Source organism: Halomonas cerina (assembly GCF_014192215.1).
Lineage (GTDB): Bacteria > Pseudomonadota > Gammaproteobacteria > Pseudomonadales > Halomonadaceae > Halomonas > Halomonas cerina.
The window spans coordinates 1-25,113 of sequence record NZ_JACHXP010000027.1; the positions used below are offsets into that span (position 1 = coordinate 1).

Genomic DNA, 25,113 nt, shown 5'->3' on the forward strand with positions numbered 1-25,113 from the left:
GCTCGAAGCTCGAAGCTCGAAGCTCGAAGCTCGAAGCTCGAAGCTCGAAGCTCGAAGCTCGAAGCTCGAAGCTCGAAGCTCGAAGCTCGAAGCCAACAAGTCTAGCGACCCGCGTCATGCGTTGACGCCATCAGCCAAAGGACAGGACGACTCATGATTGACTGGAACGAGTTCCACGAAGACGCGATTGATGACAATACCGCGACCGCCGAGGTGCCCCAGCCGGCGCCGGCACCGCAACCCACCGCGTCCCGGGCCGAGGCGCCCGCCGCCGAGGTCCGCGACAGCGCCGGCGTCTACCAGGTCGCCGACCAGGACCGCCTGGCCCGGGCCAAGCAGTCTCTGGAGGCGCTCGATGTGGCCGCCGGCCTGGAAGAGCTGGAGATGGGCGCGGCGCGCATCGAGGTCGACGACAAGCAGATGATCAACGCCCGCGCCGACCTCAACCAGCTGGTGCCCTTCAAGTACGAGTGGGCCTGGCAGAAGTACCTGGACGGCAGCGCCAACCACTGGATGCCCCAGGAAGTGAACATGAACGCCGACATCGCGTTGTGGAAGAGCGCGGATGGCCTGACCGCCGACGAGCGGCGCATCGTCGAGCGCAGCCTCGGCTACTTCTCTACCGCCGACTCGCTGGTCGCCAACAACCTGGTGCTGGCACTCTATCGCCTGATCACCAATCCCGAGTGCCGCCAGTACCTGCTGCGCCAGGCCTTCGAGGAGGCGATCCACACCCACGCCTACCAGTACTGCGTGGAGTCGCTGGGCATGGACGAGGGCGAGGTCTTCAACATGTACCGCGAGGTGCCGTCCGTCGCCGCCAAGTCCGCCTGGAGCCTCAAGCACACCCAGTCGCTGGCCCGTCCGGACTTCCACACCGGCACCCCGGAGACCGACCAAGAGCTCTTGCGCAACCTGATCGCCTTCTACTGCGTCACCGAGGGCATCTTCTTCTACTGCGGCTTCAGCCAGATCCTCTCCATGGGCCGGCGCAACAAGATGACCGGGGTGGCCGAGCAGTTCCAGTACATCCTGCGCGACGAGTCGATGCACCTGAACTTCGGCGTCGACATGATCAACCAGATCAAGATCGAGAACCCGCACCTGTGGACGGCCGAGTTCCAGGACGAATGTACCCAGATGATCCTCGAGGGCACCGAGCTCGAGATCGCCTACGCCCGGGACACCATGCCCCGCGGCGTGCTGGGCATGAACGCGGCGATCATGGAGGAGTACCTGCACTTCATCTGCAACCGCCGCCTGGCGCAGATCGGCTTGAAGGAGCAGTTCCCCGGCGCCCAGAATCCCTTCCCGTGGATGAGCGAGATCATCGACCTGCGCAAGGAGAAGAACTTCTTCGAGACCCGCGTCACCGAGTACCAGGTGGGTGGCGCACTGAGCTGGGATTGATTCCCGAGAGCCGGGAGCGCTAACGTGGAGCCTGGCATCCAAGGGATAACATGGAGGGTTCCCCCATGACCGAGCACAATCCCAGAAGCGTGATCACTCGGGTCTTCGTGCCTGCCCACGTCCGTGATCTGCCCAGCGGCGACCGGGTGACGGTACCGGGCCATTACAAGGCCCCACCGCCCCGGCGGTAGTCGGGCGCCGCCCATCATGCCCGCGTCCCGCGACCCCCTGAAACGCTACCGCGAGAAGCGTGATCCGCGTCACACCCGTGAGCCCCTGGGCGACAAGGCCCGATGCGGCCAGGGTGGCGACCGGCCGATCTTCGTCATCCAGCAGCATGATGCCTCCACCCTCCACTACGACTTCCGCCTGGAGGTCGATGGCGTGCTCAAGTCCTGGGCGGTGCCCAAGGGCCCGTCCACCGACCCGCGGGTCAAGCGCCTGGCCATTCCCACCGAGGACCATCCGCTGGCCTATGCCGACTTCGAGGGCGTCATCCCCGCGGGCGAGTACGGCGCCGGTACCGTGTTGATCTGGGACCGGGGTCACTACCGCAATCTGAAGGAAGGCAACGACCCGCCCTCGATCGCCGAGCAGCTCGCCGACGGCCACGTCACCGTCTGGCTAGAGGGCGAGAAGCTGCGCGGCGGCTATGCACTGATCCACACGCGCCTGGCGAAGGGCAAGGACTGGCTGTTGGTGAAGATCGACGACGAAGCCGCGGATGCCCGGCGCAATCCCGTCTCCACCGAGCCCGCCTCCGTCGCCACCGGCCGTACCCTCGAGGAAATCGCCGCCGAGGAGGGCGACGGCGATGACTGATCCCCTGGCACCTGTCAGCGTCCCTGGGCCCCCCGGCGCAGCCAATCATGCACGAAGGCGAGCTTACGGAGCGCGGCCTCCGACAGCACGAAGGGGTAGAGGTCCGACAACCCCATGGAGCGGTTGACGTGATTGACCCCCATGGCGAGGGAGGCCGCGACATGGATCAGGCGCTCGGCATCCGGTTCCGAATACGGGTCCCACCCAGGACTCGGCAACTCCGGCGAGGAGAGGCCCGCCGCGACGAAGCTGTCGGTAATATCGGTCAGGTGCAGCAGATGGGCAGCGGTCTCGGCCCAGTCCTCATGCGGATGCGCGGAGGCGTAGGTGGTCAGGAAGCGTAGCTTCCAGTCGGGCGGCGGGCCCTCATGATAGTGGCGCTGGAGCGCGGTCGGGTAATCCGCGCGCTCGTCGCCGAACATGGCGCGAAAGGCGTCGAGGAAGTCGTCGCGCAGGCTGAGCCGCCACCACAGCATATGCGCGATCTCGTGGCGCATATGGCCGATCATGGTGCGGTAGGGTTCCTCCAGCGCCTGGCGGCGGGCGGTGCGCAGGACCGGGTCCGCCTCGGCCACGCTGATGGTCACCACGCCCTGGGCATGCCCCATGGGCACGGGTGTCGGGCCCTCGGCGAGCATGTGGAACACGGGGCGCGTGCCCGGATCCTCCGGCCGGAACCAGTGCCAGCGGCCGAGATTGTCGAGCGCCCAGCGCTTGGCGGCCTCGGTCTGCGCCCAGTTGGGGATGGCGTTGGGGATGGAGGGGTCCGGCGCGAGCGCGGTCATGGCGCAGGACCGACAGAAGGCGCCCTGTTCAGGCGCGATCCAGTTACAGCCGATGATCTCTCGGTTGATGCAGAAAGGGGGCATGGGCAGGAACGCCCGCGCCTGCGGGTCGTAAGCCACGGGGGTGCCGTCGGCGGTGGCGAGGTTATCGAACCACAGCGAGCCGGAACCGACGGGGTTGGAAAAGACGCGCATGCAAAAGGGACTCCGAAAGAACGAACAGGGCCCAACAGCCGTGAGATAAGGCCATGAAGGCGACTTGTAGCTACTCCTCACCCTAGCTCAGGGGGCCCGGTTGCGCTTGGTCCCCAACCGGATCGGGGCGCGGGCCGACGATGCCCCGCTATCCCGGCCGAGAGGGTGGCGGCCGCTGCCGCCAGCTCAGCATCAGGAAGAGTCCCACCACCATCCCCGCCAGGTGGGCGAAATGCGCTACCCCCTGGCGGGTACCGGCGATACCCGACCACAGCTCGATGAGGCCGATGACGATCACGAAGTACTTGGCCTTCATGGGGATCGGCGGGATCAGCAGCAGGATATACTCGTTCGGGTAGCGCATGCCGAAGGCCAGCAGCAGCGCATAGACGCCCCCCGAGGCGCCCACCGTGGGGGCGAAATCGCCCGTGGACACCACCAGCAATTGCACCGCCCCCGCCCCCAGCACGCACAGGAAGTAGTAGACGGCGAAGCGCTGGCTGCCCCAGTCGCGTTCCAGGGGGCTGCCGAACATCCACAGCACGAACATGTTGATGAACAGATGGAAGAGGCTGCCGTGGAGGAAGGCGTAGCTCAGCAACTGCCAGAGATGGAACTCGCCCACCGGTATGTCGATGGGCAGCGGCAGGGTCGCCGGGGCCTCGCCGAGGGGCCAGAGGGCGAAATGCTGGAACATCACTCGCGGCATGGCCAGCTCGACCAGGAAGGTCAGGCCGTTGGCCAGCAGCAGCAGGGTGACCACCGACATCCCGCCCGGCCGACCAACATCGAGTCGCTCGAAATCCCGTCCCATCCGTCGCTCCTCTCCGATGCCATTCCCTCCTTCAAGGTGGACGGCCGAAGGGCATCGGCGCAACCGCCATCTGCTTCACGCTCCGGCAGTTGTGGCCTATCGCTCCTTCGTGTCCGGCACCCATTGCAACCACCGGGGTCAGCGACTCGCCCGGGCGCAGCCGGCGATGACCAAGGCGGCGGCGGCCGGCAGACGCCAGTCCGGGATGGCAACGCCGCCCAGCACCAGGAAGAGGGCGGCGAGCACCGGTACTCCGTAGGCCAGGCTGCCCACAAGGCCGCTGGGACCGAGGCGCAGTGCCCGATCCCAGGCCACCATGGCCAGGCCATAGGGTCCCAGCCCCAGCGCCAGCCCGGCGAGCAGGGAGGTCCCGTCAGGCATCACCGCACGGCCTTCGACGATCAGGCTGGCGGCAGCAGCGACCAGGCTCGCCAGCAGGAACAGGCGTGGCATGAGGGGGGCCAGGGACACCGGTGCCGCCTGGCCGAGCCAGGAATACAGCGCCCAGCAGCATCCGGCCAGCAGCGCGAGCAGGTAGCCCGGCAGGTGGCCGGCCAGCCCGCCCGCGCTTGCCTCAGGCGCCAGCAGCAGCGCCGCGCCGGAAAAGGCCACGAGCGCCCCGCCGATCACCGCTCCGGACACGCGCCCGTGAAGGGTCCATTGGCTGAGCACCACGAATATTACCGGCCAGGTATAGGTGACCAGCGCCGCCTCGGCGGTGGGGGCCATCCCCAGGCCGGCGAGATAGGCGCCCACGGCGCCCAGCACCAACAGCGGCATCAGCCCGAACAGCCCCACGCGCCAGCGCCAGCACAGCGGCGGCTGGGCCCCGCCGGTCCGGCCGCTCATCGGCAGGGCCCCCAGGGCACCGGCCAGCAGGGCCAGGGCCGTCAGACGCAGCGGGGGAATGCTTCTCGCCATGTCGACCAACAGCGGTGCCAGGCTCCACAGCACCACCGCCACCAAGGCCGGCGCGACGCCGGCGACCATGACTTGCCTGGATCCTGCGCTGGGTAACCGCATGTCGCCTCCCTTATCCGATGAATGACAGGAACAGGCTACCCGCGGCAGAATCATCACAAAAATGATGCTTCATGATATTAATCATCAATATTGGTGATGTATGCGCCCAAGAACTCTCGACCTCAACCTGCTGCGCACCCTGGTCACGATCGCCGATACCGGCACCGTCACCGGCGCAGCGCAGCGCCTCGCCTATACCCAGTCCACGGTCAGCATGCAGCTCCATCGCCTGGAGACCGCACTGGGGATGAGACTTCACGAGCGGGAGGGTCGTCGCCTGCGCTTCACCCCGGAGGGCGAGCGGCTGCTGGGCCATGCCCGCCGGCTGCTGGCCCTCAACGACGAGGCCTGGAGTGACATGCAGGAGAGTACGGTCTCGGGGGACCTGAGCCTGGGCATCCCCGAGGACTACGCCTCGCTGCTCCCCTCGGTGTTCTCTTACTTCCACCAACTCTATCCAGCGGTTCGCCTTCAGGTGCACTGCGACACCAGCGCTGCCCTGGTACGCCGCGTGCGCGAAGGCGAACTCGACCTGGCCCTGGTGACGCGACAGCGAGACTCGCCCGGGGGCGAGGCAGTCCGCCGTGAGCCCCTGGTCTGGGCGGTGGGGCTGCATCAGCAGCCGTCGCTGCAGGACCCGCTGCCCCTGGCGCTTTACTCCCCCGGCGCCGACGTCTTCCGCGAAGTGGCCGAACATGCCCTGCAGGCGGCCGGACGCGACTGGCGACTAGCCTATTCCAGCCAGTCGATGACCGGCCTGGCGCCGATCGTCACGGCCGGACTGGCGGTGGTCGTGGTCACCCGCAACATGCTGACGGCGGAACTGCGCGCGCTGGACGAAAGCAGTGGCCTGCCGACCCTGCCCAGTATCGAGCTGGCCCTGCATCGGGCGCCTCGGCGCCCGACCGCGCCGGCCGCCCGGCTGTACGACCTGATCCGCGAGCAGCTATCGCCCTCGGCCTCTCCCCCATGACGATACGCTGCCCCCTACCGTTTTCATGGCCAGGCTCACCTGAGGCACCATGGCCGAGAGGACACCCGAGGAGAGGGCCGTGCAGCAACCGATCATCGGCTACCACCGCGACGAGGAGGGCCACTGGGTGGCAAAGCTGGCCTGCGGCCATCACCAGCACGTGCGCCACCAGCCGCCCTGGGTCGAACGTCCCTGGGTGACCACCGCGGCGGGCCGGCATTCCCGGCTCGGCCTGGCGCTCGAGTGCCTCAAGTGCGAACGGGGCGAGCCCCGGGATGCCCCCTGAACCGAGGCGTCATTCCTCTTCCTCGGCGGGGGCTTCGCGATCCAGCAGGATCGCCAGCGTCTCGCGGTGCGCGTCCAGGGCATGGCGATGACGCATGAGGTCCACCCAAGGATCCGCCTTCTGGGCGAGGCGGCGGCGCAGGTTCCCCAGCGTCCAGTCCCGCGGGGCGGCACCCCGCTCGAGCTCCGACCAGGACAGCGGCGTGGCGACCGGGGCGCCCTCCCGGGCACGCACCGCATAGGGGGCCACCGCGGTGGCCCCGTAGCTGTTGCGTAGCACATCGAGGAAGACACGCCCGCGGCGCTGATCCTTGCGCTGGGCCAGGGTATAGCGTGCCGCATGGCGGCGGACCAGCACCCGAGCGATGTCCCGGGCGACGTCTCGGGTCGCGTCGAAGTCCACGCGGCCGTCCAGCGGCACCACCACATGAAAGCCCCGGGAGCCGGTCGTCTGCACCCCGGCCGTCATCGACAGCTCGTCCAGCAACGCGCGCAGGTCCAGCGTGGCCCGGCGCACCACGCCGACATCCTCGGTTCCCTCGGGCGGGTCCAGGTCGAAGATCATCCGGTCGGGATGCTCGAGGTCGTCCGCCGGCGACAAGTAGCAGTGGGCCGTGATCATGGCCTGGTTCGCCAGGTAGACCAGGGCCGCCCGACTGTCGATGCGCGGCGCCATGAAGTGGCCGCCCTCACGCTTAGGGAAGCGCACCGTCCCAAGCCAGTCGGGGAAATGCTCCGAGGCATCCTTCTGGTAGAAGCCCTCGCCGCCGAGGCCGTCGGGGAAGCGCTCCAGGCTGACCGGATGGTGCGCGAGGTGCGGCACCATGGTGGCACCGACGTCGGCATAGTAGTCGATCAGGTCGCCCTTAGTCAGGCCGGCCTCGGGGAAGAACCGCTTGTCGCGGTTGGTGATCTCGATCCAATGGCCGTCGATCTTCATCGCGTCTCCCCGTGCCGTCGCCTCTGCGTTTCTGGTGCACCTCCCGGGGCCCCTCGATAAAGGTGGCCTCGCTGACCAGTCTAGCCGTTCCTTGACGTGGCACGGGGCGTCTCCTGGCCACCCAGGCCGCCCGCTTGACTATACTGGGGACCAGCGGGTCTCCATCCACCTTCGGCCCGGCCATCTCGGTGATACCTGCCCTGCCTGGCCGGAGGAGGGCACACCGTCATGCGCCGACACCTTCACGCCTTTCGACGGCTTCTCCTTCTCATCACGTGCCTGTCCCTGGTGACGGCCGCTTGGTCGCAGTCTTCCCCCACGCCTTCGGAGCCGCCCCCACGCGAGGATACCCCGGACACACGCCTGCGGCTCGACTGGAAACGGGATGCCGAGTCCCTGCGGGTCATGACCCTGCAGGGACAGGACATCACCGGCGAGGCCCAGCCCCGCCAGGAGGCGGACCAGGTCAGCCTCGCCGTTTCCCGGCACCAGCCTTTCGTCGTCAAGGATGAGCGGGTCGAGACCCTGACGCTGCGCTCCGAGGAACGACTGGTGCTGCCCGGGGGTCTCGTCGTGCCCGACGTGGCCCAGACCGACGAAACCGGCAAGAGCGTCACTGGCGAGGGTGGGGCGCTGATCGCCTCCTGGATCCGCCTGACGCTGGCACCGAGCCCGATCCCGGCCATCTGGCACGAAGAGACACGGGCCTACCACACCGACCTGAGCTTCGGCCTGCGCTCACCCGACTCACGCCGCAACGCGGCCCCGCTGAGCCACCCGGTGACCGTCAGGATGGGGTTCTCGGGGCTGGAAGCCCTCGAGGCCGTGCCGGCCCTGACACTCGAGGCGACGGGGCTGGCGCACGAGAAGACCGTTTCCCTGCGCTTCCTTCCTCGTACGCCCACGCCTATCGTGCGGGTACGCTCCACCCTCTCCGATGTGGACTTGGAAATCGAGGCGCTGCCGCGCCTCACGGTCCGACCGGCCTCATCCAGTCTTATGGGGCTGGGGCTAGCGGCGCAGGAAGTGACCATCGTGCAGCTGGCGCCCCATGGTGTGCCTCTCCCCGCCGAGTCGCCCACCGATATCGATGTGACGCTGCATGGCGGTGGCCACCTCGAGTCCGGCCGGCTCCAGCTCGCCCCGGACGCGTCTGCCGCCTCCTTCAGCCTGCGTTCCCGGGGCCTGGCCCCGATTACCGTCACCGCCTTCGCCGGTGGCATGCGCGGTTCGGCGACCATCGAGCAGCACTTTCCCTGGGGTCCCGTCATCGCCGCGCTGGGGGGCGGTGCCCTGGGAGGCTTCGCGCGCCGCTTCGTCAAGGGAGCCCGCAAGCGCCAGGCGCCGCGACGCCTGATCGAGGGCGTGGTGGTGGCCAGCATCGCCTACGTGGCCGGCGTGCTGGGCGTCGGCTACCTGGCCTTGCCAACGGCCGTGGTGGCCTCCGAAGCCGGGGCCTTCCTGACCGGTGCCCTGACCGGCTTTCTCGGCGTGACCGTGTTGGAAGCCCTGTCCCGCCAGCGGGCAAGGCCGACCGGCTAGTCTGCGACCCTTCCCGACGACCCGACCGCACTCGGGCAGGCCAGCCGGCCTGCCCGAGTGCGAAACACCGATGGCTCCGTTCGCGGTGGGGCGCCAGCTACCCCTTGGGGCCGAACAGGAACCAGACGATCAACCCCACCAGCGGGAAGATGATGATCGCGAGGATCCAGAGCAGCTTGGCCAGTCCACTGGCCGCACTCTTGGCGACCTTGACGATGGCCCAGATCACGATGATCAACCACACCAGACCCAGAATCGCTTCAAGCCCCATCCGTCACCTCCTTGTCCGTTCGGCAAAAGACTCTCAACAAATACTCTCAACAGAGATAGCACAGCCAAGAATCCGCGCCAAAGACCTACGCGTATCGTTATGTAAGGCCATCGCGATGTGATGCTCGGGCGCATGCCTCCTCGCCGACCACCCGGTCGCGATCGGCGCCTTCGTGGGGATGCATCCTCACAGCATGGCAGTCCGCGCCGGTCATGGCGTCCCGCGGTTGCCCGTGGCAGCCCGATCCGCTTACCCGTCTCAATATCGCGAGTTGGCCCGATGCTTGCTTGGCATTACAGGCATCCCAGTGCGGTATGATGAACGCCGGGAGCCATGTGTTGATTCGATCCAGAAGGACCCTGTCTTGGCCATCGACCTGCTCTACAACGTCCTGATCTTCCTCGCTGCCGCCGTGCTGATCGTGCCGCTGATCAAGCGCCTGGGGCTCGGCGAGGTACTGGGCTACCTGGTCGCCGGGGTGATGATCGGCCCCTCGGTGCTGGGTCTGGTGCCGGACGCCGCGGCGGTGCTGCAGTTCTCCCAGGTCGGCATCGTCTTCCTGCTCTTCGTGATCGGCCTGGAGCTCAAGCCCAGCCGCCTCAAGCTGATGCGCAAGGCGGTGTTCGGCTTCGGTAGCCTGCAGGTCGCCGTCACCACGGGGCTGCTCACCGGTCTGGCCCTGGCGGCGGGCCTGTCACCCACCGCGGCACTGGTGGTGGGCTTCAGCCTGGGGCTATGCTCCACCCCCCTGGTCCTGCAGCTGCTCGGCGAGCGCTGCGAACTCACCAGCCGTCATGGCCGCTACGCCTTCGCCCTGCTGCTGTTCCAGGACCTGGCGGCGATCCCGGTACTGGCGCTCATTCCCATGCTGGCGGCCGATTCGCTGCTGGCCGCAGGCCTAATGCCCCTGCTCCAGGAACTGCTGGTGGCGGTAGGCGCCTTCGCCGGGCTGATCATCGGCGGTCGCTACCTGCTGCGTCCCCTGTTCCGCTTTGCGGCGGCCACCCGTAGCCGCGAGGTCTTCGCCGGCACCGCCCTGCTGGTGGTGATCGGCGCCGCCCTGCTGATGGAGCTGGTCGGCCTGTCCATGGCGCTGGGCGCCTTCATCGCCGGCGTCTTGCTGGCCGACTCGGAATACCGCCACAGCATCGAGGCCGACATCGAACCCTTCCGCGGCCTGCTGCTGGGGCTCTTCTTCATGGCGGTGGGCATGACCGCCCAGATCGGCCTGCTGGCGGAGCGCCCCGGCCTGATCCTGGGACTCACCGGCGCCCTGCTGGTGGCCAAGTGGCTGAGCGTGGTGGTCGCGGCCAAGGCCTACGGCACGGGCTGGCGGGCGTCGCTCAACCTGGGCGCCCTGCTCTCCCAGGGCGGCGAATTCGGCTTCGTGCTGCTTACCGCGGCCGGCGCCGCCGCCCTGCTGGACCCGGCGCTGGTCGGCCTGCTGGTGCTGGTGGTCTCGCTGTCGATGGCCGCCACCCCGGTGCTCTTCCAGGCCCACGCCCGCCTGGTGCGGCCGCTGTTCAAGGCCCGCAAGGCCCGGCGAGACTTCGACCGTCCGCCGGAGACCGCTCCCCAGATCATCATCGCCGGCTTCGGGCGCTTCGGGCAGATCATGGGCCGCGCCCTGCAGGGCCTGAAGATTCCCTACACGGTCCTCGACATCAACGCCGATCATGTGGAATTCGTGCGCCGCTATGGCAACGAGGTCTACTTCGGCGATGCCTCACGGCTCGACCTGCTGGAGGCCGCCGGCGCCGATCAGGCCCGGGTGCTGGTGGTGGCGGTGGGCGACATCGAGGCCTCGATGCGCATCGTCCACCGGGTCAGGCGTCGCTTCCCCCACCTGCGCCTCTATGCCCGGGCCCGCAACCGCTACCATGCCCAACTGCTGATGCGCGCCGGCGTCACCGACCTGGTCCGTGAGCTGCTGCCGGCGAGCCTGGAGCTGACTCGGGAGGTGCTGGTGGGGCTGGGCATTCCCCGCGACCAGGCCCAGCACACCATCGACACCTTCCGGCCCCACGACGAGCGGGCCCTGCTGCGCCAACTGGAGGCCTTCGGCAACGAGAAGCAGCAGATCCAGACCCTCCAGGCGGCGGCCCGGGAGCTGGAGGAGCTCTATGAGGCCGACGAGGACATCGCCACCACGGTGAACGAGCCGACCGAGGAGGCACCGCCCCGAGGCACCTGAACCGGGGCTCAGGCGAGCCGCCACCAGTCGGGCAGCAGCGCCCGGTTCTCGACCCGGCCGAAGCGATCGTCCATCAGCACTATCACGCCGCGGTCCTCGGGACCGCGAATCACCCGGCCGGCGGCCTGCACCACCTTGATCATCCCCGGCACCCGGTAGGCGTAATCATGGCCGCGACCGAAACGGGCCTCGAGCCGCGCCTTGAGGGCCTCGTGGAGGGGACCTGCGGGCGGTAGGCCCAAGGTGGCGACGAAGGCCCCCACCAGCCGCTCCCCGGGCAGGTCGATGCCCTCGGCAAAGGCACCGCCGAGCACCGCGAAGGCGATGCCCGTCGCGCCGGGCACGAAGCCGGCCAGGAAGGCCTCCCGCTCGGTCTCGTCCATGCCGCGATGCTGAGCACGGACCGGGATCGTCGGCCAGGCCTCGCGGAAGTGTGCCAGCGCCGCCTCCAGGTAGGCGAAGCTGCTGAAGAAGGCCAGATAGTGGCCCGGGCGGTGTCGGTACTGCGCGGCCAGCTCGGCGACGATGGGGGCGAGCGAGGCCTCGCGGTCGGGGAGCCGGGTGGAGATGTCGGTGCGAAGCCGCACCTCGAGCTGCTCGGCGGCGAAGGGCGCGACCACTTGCCGGGCCACCGTATCCCCGGGCAGGCCTAGCAGGTCGCGATGATAGGCCGGCGGGCTCAGGGTCGCCGAGAACAGCACCGCGCAGTGCGCGGTGGCGAAGCGCGGCGCCAGGAAGTCCGCCGGCACCAGGTTGCGGATCGCCAGCCGGGCCCGGCCGCGGCCGGGGCGCTCGAGCTCGCACAGCGAGTGCTCGCCGAAGGTCTCGGCGCGCCGGGCGAAGGCCAGCGCCTCGAACAGGAACTCCTGCAGCGCGGTATCGCCGCCTGTCGGATGCTCGCCCAGGTAGTCGGTAATCGCCGCCACCGCCTGCTGTAGGGCACCGAGCACCCCCTTGGGTACCTCCTCCAAGGCCTGCCAATCGTGGTCGTCGGTCTCTCGCACTAGCGCCTGCCAGTGCCGGGCCAGGCGGCCCAGGGGCCGCGACAGCGCCGGCGGTGCGGCCTTGCGCAGCCGGTTGAGTCGGCGCTGGTCCAGCTCGGCGCTGTACATGCCTCGGGCTCGATCGACCAGGTTATGCGCCTCGTCCACCAGCACCCCGAGCCGGGAGCCGTCGGCCCGCACCAGGCCATGGATCAGGGCGCCATCGTCGAAGTAGTGGTTGACGTCGCCCACCAGCACGTCGGCCCAGCGGGCCAGCTCTTGGCCCAAGTAGTAGGGGCAGACACCGTGCGAAAGCGCCACCTCGCGCAGCGACGCCCGATCCAGCCAGCCGCGGGCCACCGCGGCCCGGCGAGCGGCGGGGAGCCGGTCATAGAAACCCTCGGCCAGCGGGCAGGCCTCGCCGTGGCAGGCGCGGTCGGGGTGCTCGCAGGCCTTGTCCCGAGCCACCAGTTCCAGCACCCGCAGGGGCGTCTCGCCGTCGGCCGCGCCGAGGGTTGCCAGGGCGTCCAGCGCCAGACGCCGCCCCGGGGTCTTCATGGTCAGGAAGGCCAGGCGATCGAGGCCCTGGCGGGGCATCGCCGCCAGCATCGGGAAGAGCGTGCCCAGGGTCTTGCCGATGCCGGTGGGCGCCTGGGCCAGCAGGCAGCGGCCGGTGCTCGCCGCCTTGTAGACATTCTCCGCCAGCTCGCGCTGGCCGGGGCGGAAGTCGTCGTGAGGCAAGGCGAGCCGCGTCAGGGCCGCGTCGCGGGTGGCCCGATGCGCCCTTTCCTGTTCGGCCCAGGCCAGGAAGGCCCGGCAGTGAGCCTCGAACCCGGCCTGCAGATCGTCCGCCGAGGCCTCGCGGGTCAGCACGGTCTCGCGGCCGGTGGCGATCTCCAGGTAGACCAGTGCCAGGGTCACCGTGACCAGGCCCCGCTCGGTGCACAGCAGGGCGCCGTAGACCTCCACCTGGGCCCAGTGCAGGGCGCGCTGGTTGGTGGCCATGCGCTCGAGGCTGCCGCGGTGGGTCTTGATCTCCTCCAGGCGGTTGGCGCCCGGATCATAGCCATCGGCGCGGCCGGCCACCGTCAGGCCCTCGAAGGTGGCGGACAGCGCCAGCTCGGCCTCATAGCCCGTGCCGCGTCGGCTGCGCACCCGGGCATGGCCCTCGATCCCCTCCCGGGCGCTGGGCGCGGGGGTGAAGCGATGATCCAGATCGCCTTCCCGGGCGGTGAACTCGCACAGGGCGCGGACGGCGACACGATAGCCCGGCGCGGTCCCCTCCTCCCCGCTCATGGGGTCTCCCAGGTGACATGACACACCGCCACCGGCATATCGTGGGCCTGGAAGAAGGCCAGCCAGCGGCGCTGATTGTCCTGCAGCCGGTCGCCCGGGCCCTTGACCTCGATCAGCCGGTAGCGGGGCGCGTCGGGCCCGGCCAGGGGCAAGAACTGGATCAGGTCCGGCAGGCCGGCGCGGTTGGCCTTAATATCTCCCAGCAGCCGCTCGAAGCAGGCCCGCAGGTGGGCCGCCGGGATGGCGGCCAGGGCCTGCTCGAGCAACGGCTCGGTCAATGCGCCCCAGTGCACGAAGGGCGAGGCCAGGCCCTGCTTGGCGCGGAAAGTGGCGAGGATGGTCTTACCATGCTGGCCGGTGTCCAGTTCGGCCAAGCAGGCGTCGAAGCGCTCGCGACGCCGGGACACGAAGTCCGCCCGGTAGAGGTCGGCGGGGCCGGCATGGAAGGGGTGGAAGAAGGCGCCGGGCAGTGGTGCGAAGATCGCCTCCCAGCACAGCAGGCCGAAGAGCCCGGGGATCAGAGTGTTTTCCACGTAGTAGACCGGCGCGGCCTCGTGCCCCAGATGCTCGGCCACCGCCCGCTCCACCCCGCCGGCAGTCATCGGCAGGCACAGCGTCAGGCGCTCGGGCGACGGCTCGACGGCCCGGAGTGGCAACGTCCGTCCTAGCTTGCGGCACAGCCGGGGCAACAGGCGCGCCAGCGCCTGGCGTTCGGCCTCGTCCACCGGCTCGGCCGCCTCGACCAGCCGATACGCCAGGGCATGCTCACCACGACGCTCGAGCAGTCGCAACCGGCGGATGCGCGCCTCACCCAAGCCTGCCGCCGCATAGCAGGACAGCGCCGTCTGCGCCTCGCCACCCCGCTCGGCCTCGCGGCCCAGGCGCAGCAGCAGTCGGGCCCGGCGCGCGGCCAGCCAGGCGTTGTCGGACGGGGCCGGCACCTCGTCGGCCAGGACGGCGGGGCGCTCACCGGCGTCGAGGCGCTCGCGCAGCCGGTGCAGGACCAGGTAGGCGTCGACCTCGGCACGCTGCTGGAAGGCCCGGGACGCGGCATCGAGAGGCACCGTCTCGAAGCGTTGCAGACCCAACTCGGCGAGCACGAACTCGGCCCAGTCCTGGCGCAGGTTGCCGAAGAACATCAGCCGCAGGCGGTCGCAGAGGTCCATCAGGATGAGACGCACCACGCGATCCGGCGCTTCGGGCCACCACTCGTCCAGTCGTCGGGGCTCGCCAAGCCGCGGCGCCAGGGTCTCGTGCAGTGCGCCCTTGGCGACGCTCGCGGGCAGCCCCGCCGCGACGATCTCACCGGTCAGGGCTCGCTTCAGCTCGGCCAGACGCAGTTGGCGGAACAGCTCGTCGACCGACAGCGCCGGGGCATCATCGACCCAGCCAGCGGCCACCAGCGGGCCGAGGGCGGCCTCGGCATCGCCGATCTCGCCGTAGCCAAGCCGTGAGATCCGGAAGTGCTCGCCCTTGCGCATCACCATGCGCACCAGCAGCGCCCGGGAGGCACGAGGCAGCTGCGAGAAGGCGGCGAGGACGTCATGCTCGGCGGCCGTCATCAGGTCGCCATGACGCGCGGCCACCCACTCCAGCACGGTATGGAAGTTCGCCAGATAGTAGAAGGGGTCGTCGAGCGAGGCGGTGACCGGGGCGGGCGCGGCGGTGTTCATGACGCCATGATATCACCCTGCTCCCGTGGCGGGACCTGTCCAGGGGGCGAGTTAGAGCCGTCGACAGGTCTTTGAGCGGGGCCGGCCTTCCGGAGGCGCTGTAAACCCCTCCCTGGGCGCTACATTTGCCATCCATGGCAAATGACCTCCTCTTCGACCTGTCCCCGGAGCCCTGAATCATGTTCAGTCAATTACGCCTCGACTGAGATCGGCGACCACCTCGGCGGCAGGAACCTCGCGGCAGCGGCTGGCGTTCTGCCCGGCCCACAGCGGCGAGAAATCGCCACTCCCTTGCGCCTCGGCGGCGGCCCGCAGCGGGGCGATGGCCGCAGTGGCCAGCGGGAAGGCCGGCGCCACCTCGCTGATCGGCCCCAGCTCGCGCATCAGCCGGGTGACGATACCCCGGGCCGGGCGGCCGCTGTAGAGGTTGGTCAGGGCCGTATGGCGGGCCGCCTCGCTCATCAGCGCCCGGCGATGGATGGCCGAGGCGCGGGATTCCGGACAACAGAGGAAGGCGGTGCCCACCTGGACGGCCTCGGCGCCGAGGGCGAGCGCCGCCGCCACGCCCCGGGCATCGACGATGCCGCCGGCGGCGATCACCGGCACGTCAACCGCCTGGCGGATCTGGGGCAGCAGCGCCAGGGTCCCCATCTGGGTGGTCAGGTCCTCAGTCAGGAAGAGCCCGCGATGGCCGCCGGCCTCGAGCCCCTGGGCGATCACCGCGTCGGCGCCGCGGGCCTCTAGCCAGCGCGCCTCCTCCACCGTGGTGGCCGTGGAGAGCACCGTCGCGCCCCAGGCCTTGACCCGCGCCAGCAGATCAGGCGCCGGCAGGCCGAAGTGGAAGCTCACCACCTCCGAACGGAAGGGCTCGAGGGCCTCGCAAGCCGCATGGTCGAAGGGACGCCGCCCGGCCCCGGCCGGCACCGCCTCGATGTCGAGGCCGAACTCAACATACCAGGGCGCCAGCGCCGCATGCCAGCGCGCCAGCCGCTCGGGGTCGGGCGCAGGCGGCGTGTGGCAGAAGAAGTTGACGTTCATTGGCCCCGAGGTTGCGGCGCGCAGGGTCTCGAGTTCCTCCGCCATGGCCTCGGGGGAGAGCATAGCGCAGGGCAGGGCCCCGAGGCCGCCGGCACGGGAGACGGCGATGGCCAGCTCGCTGCCCTGGGCGCCCGCCATGGGGGCCTGGAGGATGGGCAGGTCGATGCCCAGACGATCGGCCAGTGTCATGGGGTATCTCCTTGATCGGTGGAATCCTGGTCGGAGGGGCTGCGCTTGCGGCCTATCTGTCGCCAGGGCCACTTGCGACCCAGGGTATCGGCGGCGTAGGCGTCTCGCTCCCCCAGCGGGCGGGCCGTGCCGACAGTGGTATCGCGATAGGTCTGGCGCTCCATTTCCGCGTTGAACTCCGCGCCCAGCAACACGGTGAAAGCCGAGAGCCAGAACCACAGCATCAGCATCACCACCGCCCCCAGTGAACCATAGATATCACTCAGGTTGATCACGCTGCCGAAGTAGAACGACAGGCCGGCAGAACCGATCAGCCATAGGAGCGTCGCGACGACGGAACCAACGCTGACCCACTGCCAGCGCGACGGCCGCCTGTCGGGTCCGAAGCGATAGAAGACGGCGATGACCAGCATCATCACCATCAGGAGCACCGGCCAGCGCAGCCACACGATCGCCGTCACCAGCAGCGTATCCAGCGCCAGCATGCCGATGGCCAGCGGAAAGAAGGCGACGAAGACAATGGTGATCAGCAGGACCAGGATTAGCCCCAGCGTCAGTGCTGCGACGATCCAGCCACGCTGCAGTGCCCCCCGACGGTCCTCCTCGCCGTACACCACGTTCAGCCCGATCACCATCCAGAGCACGCCCTTGGAGGCGATGAACATCGCCACTACCACGCTACCCAGGGCCGTCAGGCTGAGGCCGGTGCTCGTGGTCTCGCCTATCTTGCGTGCCTGGTCGTTGATCAGGGTGGAGGCCTCGGGCGGGAGATGGCGGCTGAGAGCCACGATCTGACTCGCCAGGTCCTGGGGATCCATCACCAGCGCCCAGATCGAGATGATCGCGGCGATCGTCGGAAAGAGCGCCAGCATGGCATTGAAAGCGATCCCGGCGGCCATCATGGCGACGAAGTCCTGGATGACCTGCTGCTTGACACGCCATACGATATCCAGCCACCCGGTCGCGGGGATCTGCCTGGGATCATGGGCGCGGCGATCGCGTTCCGGCTTCACCATGGTCACCTCAGGGTTGCTCCGCCGGGCGCAGCACCAGGCGCGCGTCGCGGATCTCGATATCGAAACGTTCCAGGAAGCTCATGCCCAGCAGGGCGACCTCGCCCTCAAGCCCGGGGCTGATGGACCCGCGCACCTGGCGGGCGGTGACGCCGCCCAGGCTGACCTCGTCCAGGGTAGTGAGATAGCCGCGGGTACGGCCGTTGGCGGTCCGGAACCAGGCCGAGGCCTCAGGTTCCAGGCCGAGCCGCGTCGCCAGGGGCGCGGACACGGCCACGTAGGTGGCTCCCGTGTCGAGCAGGAACGTCACCGGCACGCCATTGAGCCGTCCGGTGGCCACGAAATGGCCGGCGGCATTGCGCGCGAGCACGATCTCTTCGCCGGCGACCGCTTCGACCAGGTGGGCGTTGGGGTTCCAGCGCTGCGCCAGGAAGCCCTGGAACCACCAGGTGCCAAGGCCGATGAACAGCCCCCAGAAGAGCAGCATCATGCCAAGCCCCGTGCGCCTCACGGCGCGTCGCTCGTCGCCCATCCGCCCTCCTTATTCGTCCGGCTCTGCCGAGGACATGATGACACTGCCTGCCCGGGGCTGCCCATATGGGAAAGGTACGCCCCGGCCGCCGTCCCTGAGAGCGCTACGCGATTCACGGCCGACCGGCAGACAACACCAGCCTGACTCAGGGCGCCTCCACCCGCCACAGTGTCCAGTAGCCGCCATCGTCGTCGGAACGCTCCCGCCCCCAGCGGCCCCGCAGGCGTCGTCCCTGCTCGGCGGCGTTCATCACGCCGAGGCCCTGCTCCAGTCCCAGGGTCCAGGCGTAGTGCAGACGGCCCTGGTGGACCTCGCCCTGCAGTTCTCCCAGACCGAGGCCATAGGTGAACACCCCCTGCACACGATTCCCCTGGCGCTCGAGCACCACCCGCACCGGCAACTCGGCCGTACCATCGCCGAGCCGTCCCTCGAAGGTGCCGGCGAAGGGGCGGGCCGCGGACGGCGATGCCCGGTCGATGACCAACTCGGCGGCGCGCCGGGGCCGCAAAATGGCCGGATCCCCGCCCTGGCCCAGGCGCACGATGCCGGCCTGGATCTCCTCATCGTCCATGAAATCGGCCAGGCCCTCGATCTCCCCCGCCACCACGGCGATCCGTTCGCGCGCCGCGACGACATCAGGCTCGGCCCGGGCGAAGGCATCCTGGCGCGCCGTTAGGGCGGCGGCCAGTCGGCGCAGCCGATCGGATGTCAATGGGTGGGTCGCCTGGGCCAGATAGTCACGCCAGGACGCCTCATCGGCGAAGTGCCAGCGGTTAGGCTCCCAGTGGGCCATCAGAGTGAAGAAGACACTCATCCCCAGCGGCGGATAGGCCACCCGGGCCATGACATCCAGGGCGAAGGCATCGGCCTCGCCTTCATGGGCCCGGGCATCGGCCCGGGAGATCCCGGGCCCGTACCCCGGATGACGGTGCAGGGCATGGCCCAGTTCGTGGAGCAGCACGAAGACCATCGATGAGGTGAAGATCTTGCCATAGAGGTCCATCACCGGCTCGCGGTCACGCACATCCTCGGGGACCCCGAGTGCCACCAACGGCAGCGGGTAGCGCCCATCGGGAAACGCCGCGGCCTGTCGATGGCGCAGCATGGCGACATAGCGAGAGGGGGTCTCGATGGAGAGCCCCTCGAGCTGGAGCCAGGCGGTGGCCAGGGCCAGGTCACCAAACAGGCGCAGCGAGGCCACCGACATCACCACCTGACGCCGGCCATCGGCCAGGGTCTGCTGGTAGTAGCAGAAGGGCTCCTGATCGGCGACGGGGCAGCGCCGCGGGAAGTGCAGCGTCACGTCATCCAGGCGCTGACGTTCCTGCGGCGTCAGCGCCGGTTCCAGGCTCTCGGCCAGCACACGGCGGATATCGACCGGGGTGATCCCCGCCCAGTAGTCCAGGGTCGACGCATCGTAGAGGGTCATCGCCCCCGACAGCGGTCCAGCCAGCAGGCACAGCAGCAGGGCGGCGAGGCGCCGGCGGCCCCTCATCGGTTCTTGCGTCAAGGCCGCACCCGTCCCTGATGAAAGAGCGCCGCCGGCTCGACCAGCCGCGGGTCCGGCGGCTCGCCGCGGGCATCGGTGCTGCCGGTCCAGGCGGCGAATGCCGCATAGTCTCCCCATGTCTCCTGCCAGACCGAGCGCATCAGCAGAAGCTTCACCTGGCGCACGTCTCCCCGCTCGGCCACGCCCTGACTGCCCTCGCTTGGCGAGGCGTCGGCCAGCGCGTTGAGGGTGTGGAAGAGCCGCCGCAGCCGGGCCAGGGCCACCGCCGGGTCGATGTCGGCCTGGGTGACAAGCCCGCGATAGCTGGCCAGTTCGCGGGGCGCCTGGGAAGCTGCGACCGATGACGAGGTGGCCTGGATGGCGCTGTGCAAGGAAAGGGCCAGGGCGACGCTACCGAACAGGGCGAAGAAGAGCCCGGGCGCGGCCCGATTGAGTACCACTTGGATGCCCCCGGGCAGGGTCAGCCGACCCTCGCTGTCGCGCTGGGTGGGCACCGCCAAAAACAGCCGGTAGCCCAGGTAGATGGCCATGCCGGCGAACAGGACGACCAGGATGCGCTCGAGGGCACGCAGGGTAACAGGATCCATGGGCGGCGACCTCCGGGGGTCGCGGGCAGCGATCATGCCTTCAGTCTAGCCGCCCTGCTCTATCCTCACCCGCGCTGGAGCCTCACCCACCGTTGCGTGTTTCCCAGTCCCGGGCCGCCTGCTGGCCCCGGGCCTGGTCGACGAACAGGCAGACCAGGATGGCCACGAGAAACAGCGCGGCACAGAGCAGGATCGAGGCCTGGAGGCCCACCAGGGACTGCAGTAGGCCCAGGGCGATGATGCCGACCACGCCGGCCAGCTTGTTGGCCAGCCCCCAGAAGCCGAAGAATTCGGCGGCCTTACGACGTGGCGAGAACAGCCCCACCAGGGCGCGGCTGGCCGACTGGCTCGAGCCCAGCGACAGCCCCGCCAGGCACCCCACCACCAGAAACAGGTGCTGGGCCTGCCAATCGAGCCCCAGGCTCGCGTTGAAAAAGTCGGTGACCTGCGGCGTGGCCCAGATGGCGATGATCGCCGCCACCCACAGTCCCAGGGTAAGGAGGTAGGTGACCTTGGTGCCGATGCGATCCTGAAGGAAGCCGAAGCCCAGAGCGCCTGTCGCGGCGGTGATCTGCACGATGATGAACATGAGGTTGCGGATATGCTCGTCCCAGCCGATCACCTGGGCCCCGTAGATGAAGGCGAAGGCGATGATGATGTAGATCCCGGCCATGGAGAACAGCAGCGAGACCAGAAAGACCCCCAGATCGCGGAAGCGCCTGAGCTCGTGCAGGGTGGTCGAGACCCGCTGCCAGGCGATCTCGCGGTAGGATCGGCCGGGCGGCTGGGGTGTGCCGCGCTCGCGCACCCACAGGAAAGTGGGGATAGCGGTAATCAGGAAGAAACCCGCGGCGAAGGGCCCCACCCAGCGGATACGTTCGAAGTTTTCCGCCGTGGCTTCGCCCAGCGCCACCAGGGTGAAGCCCGCGGCGAACAGCCCCCCCACGTAGCCCAGTGCCCAGCCGAAACCGGAGATCTTGCCCAGATCCTCCGGGGGCCCCAGGTCCGGCAGGAAGGCGGCGATGAAGGATTCGCCCATGGAATAGGCGTAATTGGAGGTCACGATCAGCACCAGGCCCAGTATCACGTACCCCGGCGCCACGAAGTAGAGCATGGCGGTGGTGGCCACGGTGGCCAGGTAGCTGGCGAAGAGGAAGCGCTTCTTGGCGGCCTGGTAGTCCATCACCGCCCCGCACAGGGGGCCGGTGATCACCACCAGCAGGTAGCTCACCGCCAGCGCCAGGCTCCACAGGAAGTTGGCCAGCCGGTAGTCGCCACCCCGCTCGCCGACGATCACCGTGGTGAAGAGTTCGCCGAACACCACGGTGATGATCAGCAGGGTATAGGCCTGGTTGGCGAAATCAAACATCGCCCAGCCGAGGATCTCCTTCCTGGGGGCGCGCTGCCGGGGGACAGCGCTCATGGTCGTCAGGCTCATGCCAGCGTCCCTGTGGTTGGATCGAGGTAGGGAAAGAGGCAAGCCTAGCAGGCGACGCCGGTTCGCCACCATCGCCGCCGCCCGGACAGCGCCAGAACCGTGAGGAGCAGAGGGGCATCCACCGGCGCACCGCTATCCCGCCATCGGGCCAGGGGCGGGCCGGGCACCGACAGGTGGCGCCCTAGACGAGGTCGCGGGGGATCGTCTCGTCCCAGGTCTGCGCATAAATACGGGTATCGCCTTCCCAGGCGTCCAGGGTGGCACGGATGCGGAAGTTGTCGACGTCGCTGGTCATCAGGGTGCGGGTCAGGGTGCGCACCTCCCAGTCACCACGCCGGAAGCTGCGCTCCCACTCGGTCCAGCCGCTGACGCTGTCGTAGCTGCCATAGGCATAGCTGTAGCGCTCGGTGACTCGGGCGGCGATCTCCAGGCCGATGTCGTCGATCCGGTAGCGCCCCTCGTCGTTGATCACCTCCAGGGTGGTACGGTCGTTGGCCAGGTCGCGGATCACCCGCCAGGTCTCCTGGGTGGGCTGGAGCAGCGTCTTGGGCATCGGCGGGGCCCCTTCGGGCTCCCCGAAGGCCGGCAGCGCGGCCTCCTCGGCCGGACGTGGCGGGCGCACGGGCAGGATCAGGCGACAGTGGTCCGGCCACAGCGTCAACCGCACCGGTACCGGCGCCGGCCAGGCCAGCGGCCAGTAGCTGGTGGAAACCGCCAGGCGGATAGCATGGCCGGCAGCGAACTGCTGGGCGATGTGCTTGAGTCGGACACGCACCCGGTAACGCTTCCCCGGTTCAAGCGGTTCGGGATGCTCGTTGCTGTCGCGGTGCGTGAGGTTGAGCAGGCCATAGGAGACCCGGGTGGCCTTGTCGTCCGCGGCGATGTCGATCAGGCGCAGGGCCACCATGGCCACCGGCTGGTCGGCGGTGAGCTCGAGCTCCACCACCGGCGGCCCGCAGATCTCCAGCGGCATCTCGAGGCGCGGAGTCTGGAAGATCAGGCAGCCGCCGTCCTCGTCGCGCTGGTCATGGGGCAGGTCGGGCGGCGCGTTGTAGGAGCACCACTTGCCGGCATAGAGCCCCACCGAGAGCGGCGAGCGGATGTCCAGGGGCATGCCGTCCGCCTCGGGCGCGGCACCCTCCTCCGACCTCAGGCCATGCCCCGAGGTCAGCCGGAAGGCGGTGGGCACGATGTTGGGCGACGGCCAGCCGGGTTCGGCGACCCAGCGCCCCGGGCGCTCCTCGTAGCGAGCCGAGGGCGGGGCCGGCGCCTGCATCCAGACGCGCAGCATGGGCTCGTCCATGATCCCGGTCTCCTCGCCCTTGAGCCAGTGGTCCCACCAGCGCAGCGAGTCCTGCAGGAAGCCAATGGCCGGCCCCGGCACCCCCAGGTGGGGATACTTGTGCGACCAGGGCCCCACCAGCCCCTTGCGCGGTACGGAAAGCCCCTCGAGCAGGCGGAAGACGGCATTGCAGTAGCCGTCGGCCCAGCCGCTGATCGCGTAGACCGGACAGCGGATGGCCGCGAAGTCCTCGCACACCGAGCCATGCTTCCAGTAGGCGTCGCGGCGTTGGTGGGCCAGCCACTGGGTCAGCCACAGGCCACTGCCGCCGAGGCGCTCGAGCCACATCTTCCGCCAGCGATTCCCCACCAGCTCGGGATCGGGCGGACAGGCATTGCCATCGAACATGGTCGAGGCCCAGGAGAGACTGTCGGCCAGCAGGCAACCGCCCATGTGATGGATATCGTCGGCGTAGCGGTCGTCGGTAGAGCACAGGGTGATTACCGCCTTGAGCTGGGGCGGCTGCAGGGCGGCGATCTGCAGGCCGTTGAAGCCCCCCCAGGAGATGCCCACCATGCCCACCTCGCCGGTACACCAGGGCTGCGCCTCGAGCCATTCGAGCACGGCCACGCCGTCTTCGAGCTCACTCGGCAGGTATTCGTCGGTGAGCACCCCGTCGGAATCGCCGGTGCCGCGGATATCGACCCGCACCCCGGCATAGCCGTGCCCGGCCCAGTAGGGATGCATCTGCACATCCCGCTCGGCGGTGAGGTCGCGCTTGCGATAGGGCAGGTACTCGAGGATCGCCGGCACCGGGTGGGCCTCGGCATCCACCGGCCGCCAGATCCGCACCGCCAGCCGCGTGCCATCGGCCATGGGGATCCAGGTCTCCTCCTCCTGGACCTGACGGGGAAACTCCTCGACGATACGCATCCTTGTCCTCCTTCCTCTGTCCTCAGCCGGCTTGCCATCCTCGACCAGGCTCAGCCCTCGACCTGATCGAATTCGAACGGCAGGCGCGCGATCAAGCGATCATAATCGGCCAGCAGTTGATCCACCGAGGCGGCGCCCATCCACACATAAGCCAGGGCATAGCTGTAGCTGTCCTGCTCGGGCATCGTCGAAAGCCGCTGGCCCGCCTCCACCTGCACCGCGATCACGGTGCCCGGGAAGTCCGCCTCCAGGGCCGACACCTCCTCGGCACTCGGCACCCGGCTGACCACGGCATCGACGAAGAATACCCGGTAGAAGAACTTGGCTGCCACGGCATAGTCGCCCTGGCGGTGCGGCATGTCGGGTCGCTGGCCCAGCGCCAGGTCGATGGTGACCTGCTGGTTACTGACGCCGTCGACCTTCTCGAAGAGGTCGCAGTGGGACTGGGAGATGCGCGTGTTGATCTCCAGCAGCCAGATGCGATCCTGCACCTCGTCCCAGAAGTACTCGATGTTGAAGGCCGAGTTGTCGAAGCCGATATGCGCCATCACCGTATCGGTGAGTTCGCGCATCTTGTCTTGGATGGGATCGGGCAGGCCCGACGGGTAGCGATAGTGGAAGAAGCTGAGCACCTGGGGGTAGCGCAGCGAGTCGACGATCCCGTAGCTGACCACCTCACCTTCGAAGACATAGCCTTCCACGGTGCACTGCCAGCCACCGATGATCTCCTCGGCCATGCAGAAGTGACCGTCCACGGCGGCGATCTCGTCCGGCAGCTTGGCATGCTCGAGCACGGTATTGAAGGGGTCGGCGATCAGACCGATGTCCTCGCGCAGCTTCTCGATGGCATGGTAGAAGTCCTCCGGCGTGTCGATGCGAAAGCCCAGCCGCGAGCCGGAGGACTTGATCGGCTTGACGAAGAACGGGAAGTAGAGTCCGGCCTCGCCGATATGGGTCAGGGCGTCGTCGTCGAAGGGGTCGAAGGCCGTGAAGGCGGGAATGTAATCGGGGATGACCTCCTTCTGCACCTTGCGGCTCCAGTACTTGTGCTCGCACTTGAGCAGGCTCTCCAGGGAGGTGGTACGGGTGCCGAAGCGCTCACAGAGGATCGGCAGCATGGTGGAAACGGGAAAGTCCATGTAGCCGACGATGGCATCCACCGAGCCCTCGAAGGCCTCCAGGGTCGCGGTGGCCTCCTCTAGCATGGCCGCGATGTCGAAGACCTCGGTGTCGTAGACCGCCTCGGGGGCGATGACCCCGTGGAAGCGATCGGCTGCGGCACCCCGCAGGGTCTCGAGCCGCTGACGGTTGAAGTCGTTGAGCCCCACCACGAAGACGTTCTTCTGCTCCGCCATCACTATCACCCCTCTATTGCGTGCGCCCGA

Annotated in this window: 22 protein-coding genes; 7 read left to right on the top strand and 15 right to left on the bottom strand. The window is 68.7% G+C overall.

Going from position 1 to position 25,113, the window contains the following annotated elements; translation table 11 throughout:
* Window positions 1-153: 153 nt before the first annotated feature.
* The 3 genes from FHR94_RS18060 to FHR94_RS18065 all read left to right on the top strand — a co-directional run bounded on the left by FHR94_RS18060 (window position 154) and on the right by FHR94_RS18065 (window position 2,232).
* Window positions 154-1,410 carry a ribonucleotide-diphosphate reductase subunit beta gene (locus FHR94_RS18060; protein ID WP_183327910.1) on the top strand — a complete coding sequence of 419 codons (1,257 nt, stop codon included), beginning with the start codon at window positions 154-156 and terminating at the stop codon, window positions 1,408-1,410.
* 65 nt (window positions 1,411-1,475) lie between these two features.
* Window positions 1,476-1,601, top strand: coding sequence for a hypothetical protein (locus FHR94_RS19915; protein ID WP_281376082.1), 126 nt, complete (start codon window positions 1,476-1,478; stop codon window positions 1,599-1,601).
* Between the two features lie 16 nt (window positions 1,602-1,617).
* Window positions 1,618-2,232: a DNA polymerase ligase N-terminal domain-containing protein gene (locus FHR94_RS18065; RefSeq protein WP_183327912.1), complete on the top strand. Its 615-nt coding sequence runs from the start codon at window positions 1,618-1,620 to the stop codon at window positions 2,230-2,232.
* 14 nt (window positions 2,233-2,246) lie between these two features.
* On the opposite strand, the gene FHR94_RS18070 is transcribed toward FHR94_RS18065, so the two are convergent.
* From FHR94_RS18070 to FHR94_RS18080, 3 genes are all read right to left on the bottom strand, one after another.
* Window positions 2,247-3,212 carry a zinc-binding metallopeptidase family protein gene (locus tag FHR94_RS18070; RefSeq protein WP_183327914.1) on the bottom strand — a complete coding sequence of 322 codons (966 nt, stop codon included), beginning with the start codon at window positions 3,210-3,212 and terminating at the stop codon, window positions 2,247-2,249.
* Window positions 3,213-3,360: 148 nt separating this feature from the next.
* On the bottom strand, window positions 3,361-4,026 hold the full coding sequence (locus FHR94_RS18075; RefSeq protein ID WP_221188537.1) for a rhomboid family intramembrane serine protease: 666 nt from the start codon (window positions 4,024-4,026) through the stop codon (window positions 3,361-3,363).
* A 138-nt stretch (window positions 4,027-4,164) separates the two neighbouring features.
* Window positions 4,165-5,049: a DMT family transporter gene (locus FHR94_RS18080; RefSeq protein ID WP_183327916.1), complete on the bottom strand. Its 885-nt coding sequence runs from the start codon at window positions 5,047-5,049 to the stop codon at window positions 4,165-4,167.
* Between the two features lie 100 nt (window positions 5,050-5,149).
* Between FHR94_RS18080 and FHR94_RS18085 the strand changes: the two genes are divergently transcribed.
* Entirely contained in the window at window positions 5,150-6,022 is an 873-nt protein-coding gene (locus tag FHR94_RS18085; protein ID WP_183327918.1) for a LysR substrate-binding domain-containing protein, read from the top strand.
* A 79-nt stretch (window positions 6,023-6,101) separates the two neighbouring features.
* Complete coding sequence (locus FHR94_RS18090; RefSeq protein ID WP_183327920.1) at window positions 6,102-6,308, top strand: DUF3565 domain-containing protein; 207 nt, start codon at window positions 6,102-6,104, stop codon at window positions 6,306-6,308.
* Window positions 6,309-6,317: 9 nt separating this feature from the next.
* On the opposite strand, the gene ligD is transcribed toward FHR94_RS18090, so the two are convergent.
* Window positions 6,318-7,247 carry a non-homologous end-joining DNA ligase gene (gene ligD / locus FHR94_RS18095; RefSeq protein ID WP_183327922.1) on the bottom strand — a complete coding sequence of 310 codons (930 nt, stop codon included), beginning with the start codon at window positions 7,245-7,247 and terminating at the stop codon, window positions 6,318-6,320.
* A 228-nt stretch (window positions 7,248-7,475) separates the two neighbouring features.
* Between ligD and FHR94_RS18100 the strand changes: the two genes are divergently transcribed.
* Window positions 7,476-8,789, top strand: a complete 1,314-nt coding sequence (locus FHR94_RS18100; protein ID WP_183327924.1) for a hypothetical protein — start codon at window positions 7,476-7,478, stop codon at window positions 8,787-8,789.
* 97 nt (window positions 8,790-8,886) lie between these two features.
* Here FHR94_RS18100 and FHR94_RS18105 read toward each other — a convergent pair whose 3' ends face one another.
* Window positions 8,887-9,060, bottom strand: a complete 174-nt coding sequence (locus tag FHR94_RS18105; RefSeq protein ID WP_183327926.1) for a PLDc N-terminal domain-containing protein — start codon at window positions 9,058-9,060, stop codon at window positions 8,887-8,889.
* Between the two features lie 364 nt (window positions 9,061-9,424).
* Here FHR94_RS18105 and FHR94_RS18110 point away from each other — a divergent pair, with 364 nt between their 5' ends.
* On the top strand, window positions 9,425-11,254 hold the full coding sequence (locus FHR94_RS18110; protein WP_183327928.1) for a monovalent cation:proton antiporter-2 (CPA2) family protein: 1,830 nt from the start codon (window positions 9,425-9,427) through the stop codon (window positions 11,252-11,254).
* Window positions 11,255-11,262: 8 nt separating this feature from the next.
* Here the strand turns inward: FHR94_RS18110 and FHR94_RS18115 are convergent, their stop codons facing one another.
* The 10 genes from FHR94_RS18115 to FHR94_RS18160 all read right to left on the bottom strand — a co-directional run bounded on the left by FHR94_RS18115 (window position 11,263) and on the right by FHR94_RS18160 (window position 25,083).
* Window positions 11,263-13,533: an ATP-dependent DNA helicase gene (locus FHR94_RS18115; RefSeq protein WP_183327930.1), complete on the bottom strand. Its 2,271-nt coding sequence runs from the start codon at window positions 13,531-13,533 to the stop codon at window positions 11,263-11,265.
* On the bottom strand, window positions 13,530-15,206 hold the full coding sequence (locus FHR94_RS18120) for a VRR-NUC domain-containing protein (RefSeq protein WP_183327932.1): 1,677 nt from the start codon (window positions 15,204-15,206) through the stop codon (window positions 13,530-13,532). The genes FHR94_RS18115 and FHR94_RS18120 overlap by 4 nt, the downstream gene beginning before the upstream one ends.
* A 183-nt stretch (window positions 15,207-15,389) precedes the next feature.
* A complete protein-coding gene (locus tag FHR94_RS18125) occupies window positions 15,390-16,433 on the bottom strand; it encodes an NAD(P)H-dependent flavin oxidoreductase (protein ID WP_183327934.1) in 1,044 nt (347 codons plus the stop codon).
* Window positions 16,430-17,449: a YihY/virulence factor BrkB family protein gene (locus tag FHR94_RS18130; RefSeq protein WP_183327975.1), complete on the bottom strand. Its 1,020-nt coding sequence runs from the start codon at window positions 17,447-17,449 to the stop codon at window positions 16,430-16,432. Before FHR94_RS18130 ends, FHR94_RS18125 begins: the two co-directional genes overlap by 4 nt.
* Window positions 17,450-17,456: 7 nt before the next feature.
* Window positions 17,457-17,978 carry a retropepsin-like aspartic protease family protein gene (locus tag FHR94_RS18135; protein WP_183327936.1) on the bottom strand — a complete coding sequence of 174 codons (522 nt, stop codon included), beginning with the start codon at window positions 17,976-17,978 and terminating at the stop codon, window positions 17,457-17,459.
* A gap of 145 nt (window positions 17,979-18,123) precedes the next feature.
* On the bottom strand, window positions 18,124-19,488 hold the full coding sequence (locus FHR94_RS18140) for a M48 family metalloprotease (protein WP_183327938.1): 1,365 nt from the start codon (window positions 19,486-19,488) through the stop codon (window positions 18,124-18,126).
* Window positions 19,485-20,075, bottom strand: coding sequence for a hypothetical protein (locus FHR94_RS18145; RefSeq protein ID WP_183327940.1), 591 nt, complete (start codon window positions 20,073-20,075; stop codon window positions 19,485-19,487). The genes FHR94_RS18140 and FHR94_RS18145 overlap by 4 nt, the downstream gene beginning before the upstream one ends.
* An 82-nt stretch (window positions 20,076-20,157) precedes the next feature.
* Window positions 20,158-21,513 carry an MFS transporter gene (locus FHR94_RS18150; RefSeq protein WP_183327942.1) on the bottom strand — a complete coding sequence of 452 codons (1,356 nt, stop codon included), beginning with the start codon at window positions 21,511-21,513 and terminating at the stop codon, window positions 20,158-20,160.
* 181 nt (window positions 21,514-21,694) lie between these two features.
* On the bottom strand, window positions 21,695-23,728 hold the full coding sequence (locus FHR94_RS18155) for a CocE/NonD family hydrolase (RefSeq protein ID WP_183327944.1): 2,034 nt from the start codon (window positions 23,726-23,728) through the stop codon (window positions 21,695-21,697).
* Between the two features lie 50 nt (window positions 23,729-23,778).
* A complete protein-coding gene (locus tag FHR94_RS18160) occupies window positions 23,779-25,083 on the bottom strand; it encodes an ATP-grasp domain-containing protein (RefSeq protein ID WP_183327946.1) in 1,305 nt (434 codons plus the stop codon).
* Window positions 25,084-25,113: the final 30 nt, after the last annotated feature.

Coding starts and splice junctions, on each gene's coding strand:
- FHR94_RS19915 (WP_281376082.1), top strand. CDS start 1,476: ATGACCGAGCACAATCCCAGAAGCGTGATCACTCGGGTCTTCGTGCCT.
- FHR94_RS18135 (WP_183327936.1), bottom strand. CDS start 17,978: ATGGGCGACGAGCGACGCGCCGTGAGGCGCACGGGGCTTGGCATGATG.
- FHR94_RS18100 (WP_183327924.1), top strand. CDS start 7,476: ATGCGCCGACACCTTCACGCCTTTCGACGGCTTCTCCTTCTCATCACG.
- FHR94_RS18125 (WP_183327934.1), bottom strand. CDS start 16,433: ATGACACTGGCCGATCGTCTGGGCATCGACCTGCCCATCCTCCAGGCC.
- FHR94_RS18080 (WP_183327916.1), bottom strand. CDS start 5,049: ATGCGGTTACCCAGCGCAGGATCCAGGCAAGTCATGGTCGCCGGCGTC.
- FHR94_RS18070 (WP_183327914.1), bottom strand. CDS start 3,212: ATGCGCGTCTTTTCCAACCCCGTCGGTTCCGGCTCGCTGTGGTTCGAT.
- FHR94_RS18085 (WP_183327918.1), top strand. CDS start 5,150: ATGCGCCCAAGAACTCTCGACCTCAACCTGCTGCGCACCCTGGTCACG.
- ligD (WP_183327922.1), bottom strand. CDS start 7,247: ATGAAGATCGACGGCCATTGGATCGAGATCACCAACCGCGACAAGCGG.
- FHR94_RS18060 (WP_183327910.1), top strand. CDS start 154: ATGATTGACTGGAACGAGTTCCACGAAGACGCGATTGATGACAATACC.
- FHR94_RS18150 (WP_183327942.1), bottom strand. CDS start 21,513: ATGAGCCTGACGACCATGAGCGCTGTCCCCCGGCAGCGCGCCCCCAGG.
- FHR94_RS18115 (WP_183327930.1), bottom strand. CDS start 13,533: ATGAGCGGGGAGGAGGGGACCGCGCCGGGCTATCGTGTCGCCGTCCGC.
- FHR94_RS18105 (WP_183327926.1), bottom strand. CDS start 9,060: ATGGGGCTTGAAGCGATTCTGGGTCTGGTGTGGTTGATCATCGTGATC.
- FHR94_RS18145 (WP_183327940.1), bottom strand. CDS start 20,075: ATGGATCCTGTTACCCTGCGTGCCCTCGAGCGCATCCTGGTCGTCCTG.
- FHR94_RS18160 (WP_183327946.1), bottom strand. CDS start 25,083: ATGGCGGAGCAGAAGAACGTCTTCGTGGTGGGGCTCAACGACTTCAAC.
- FHR94_RS18130 (WP_183327975.1), bottom strand. CDS start 17,449: ATGGTGAAGCCGGAACGCGATCGCCGCGCCCATGATCCCAGGCAGATC.
- FHR94_RS18075 (WP_221188537.1), bottom strand. CDS start 4,026: ATGGGACGGGATTTCGAGCGACTCGATGTTGGTCGGCCGGGCGGGATG.
- FHR94_RS18065 (WP_183327912.1), top strand. CDS start 1,618: ATGCCCGCGTCCCGCGACCCCCTGAAACGCTACCGCGAGAAGCGTGAT.
- FHR94_RS18120 (WP_183327932.1), bottom strand. CDS start 15,206: ATGAACACCGCCGCGCCCGCCCCGGTCACCGCCTCGCTCGACGACCCC.
- FHR94_RS18155 (WP_183327944.1), bottom strand. CDS start 23,728: ATGCGTATCGTCGAGGAGTTTCCCCGTCAGGTCCAGGAGGAGGAGACC.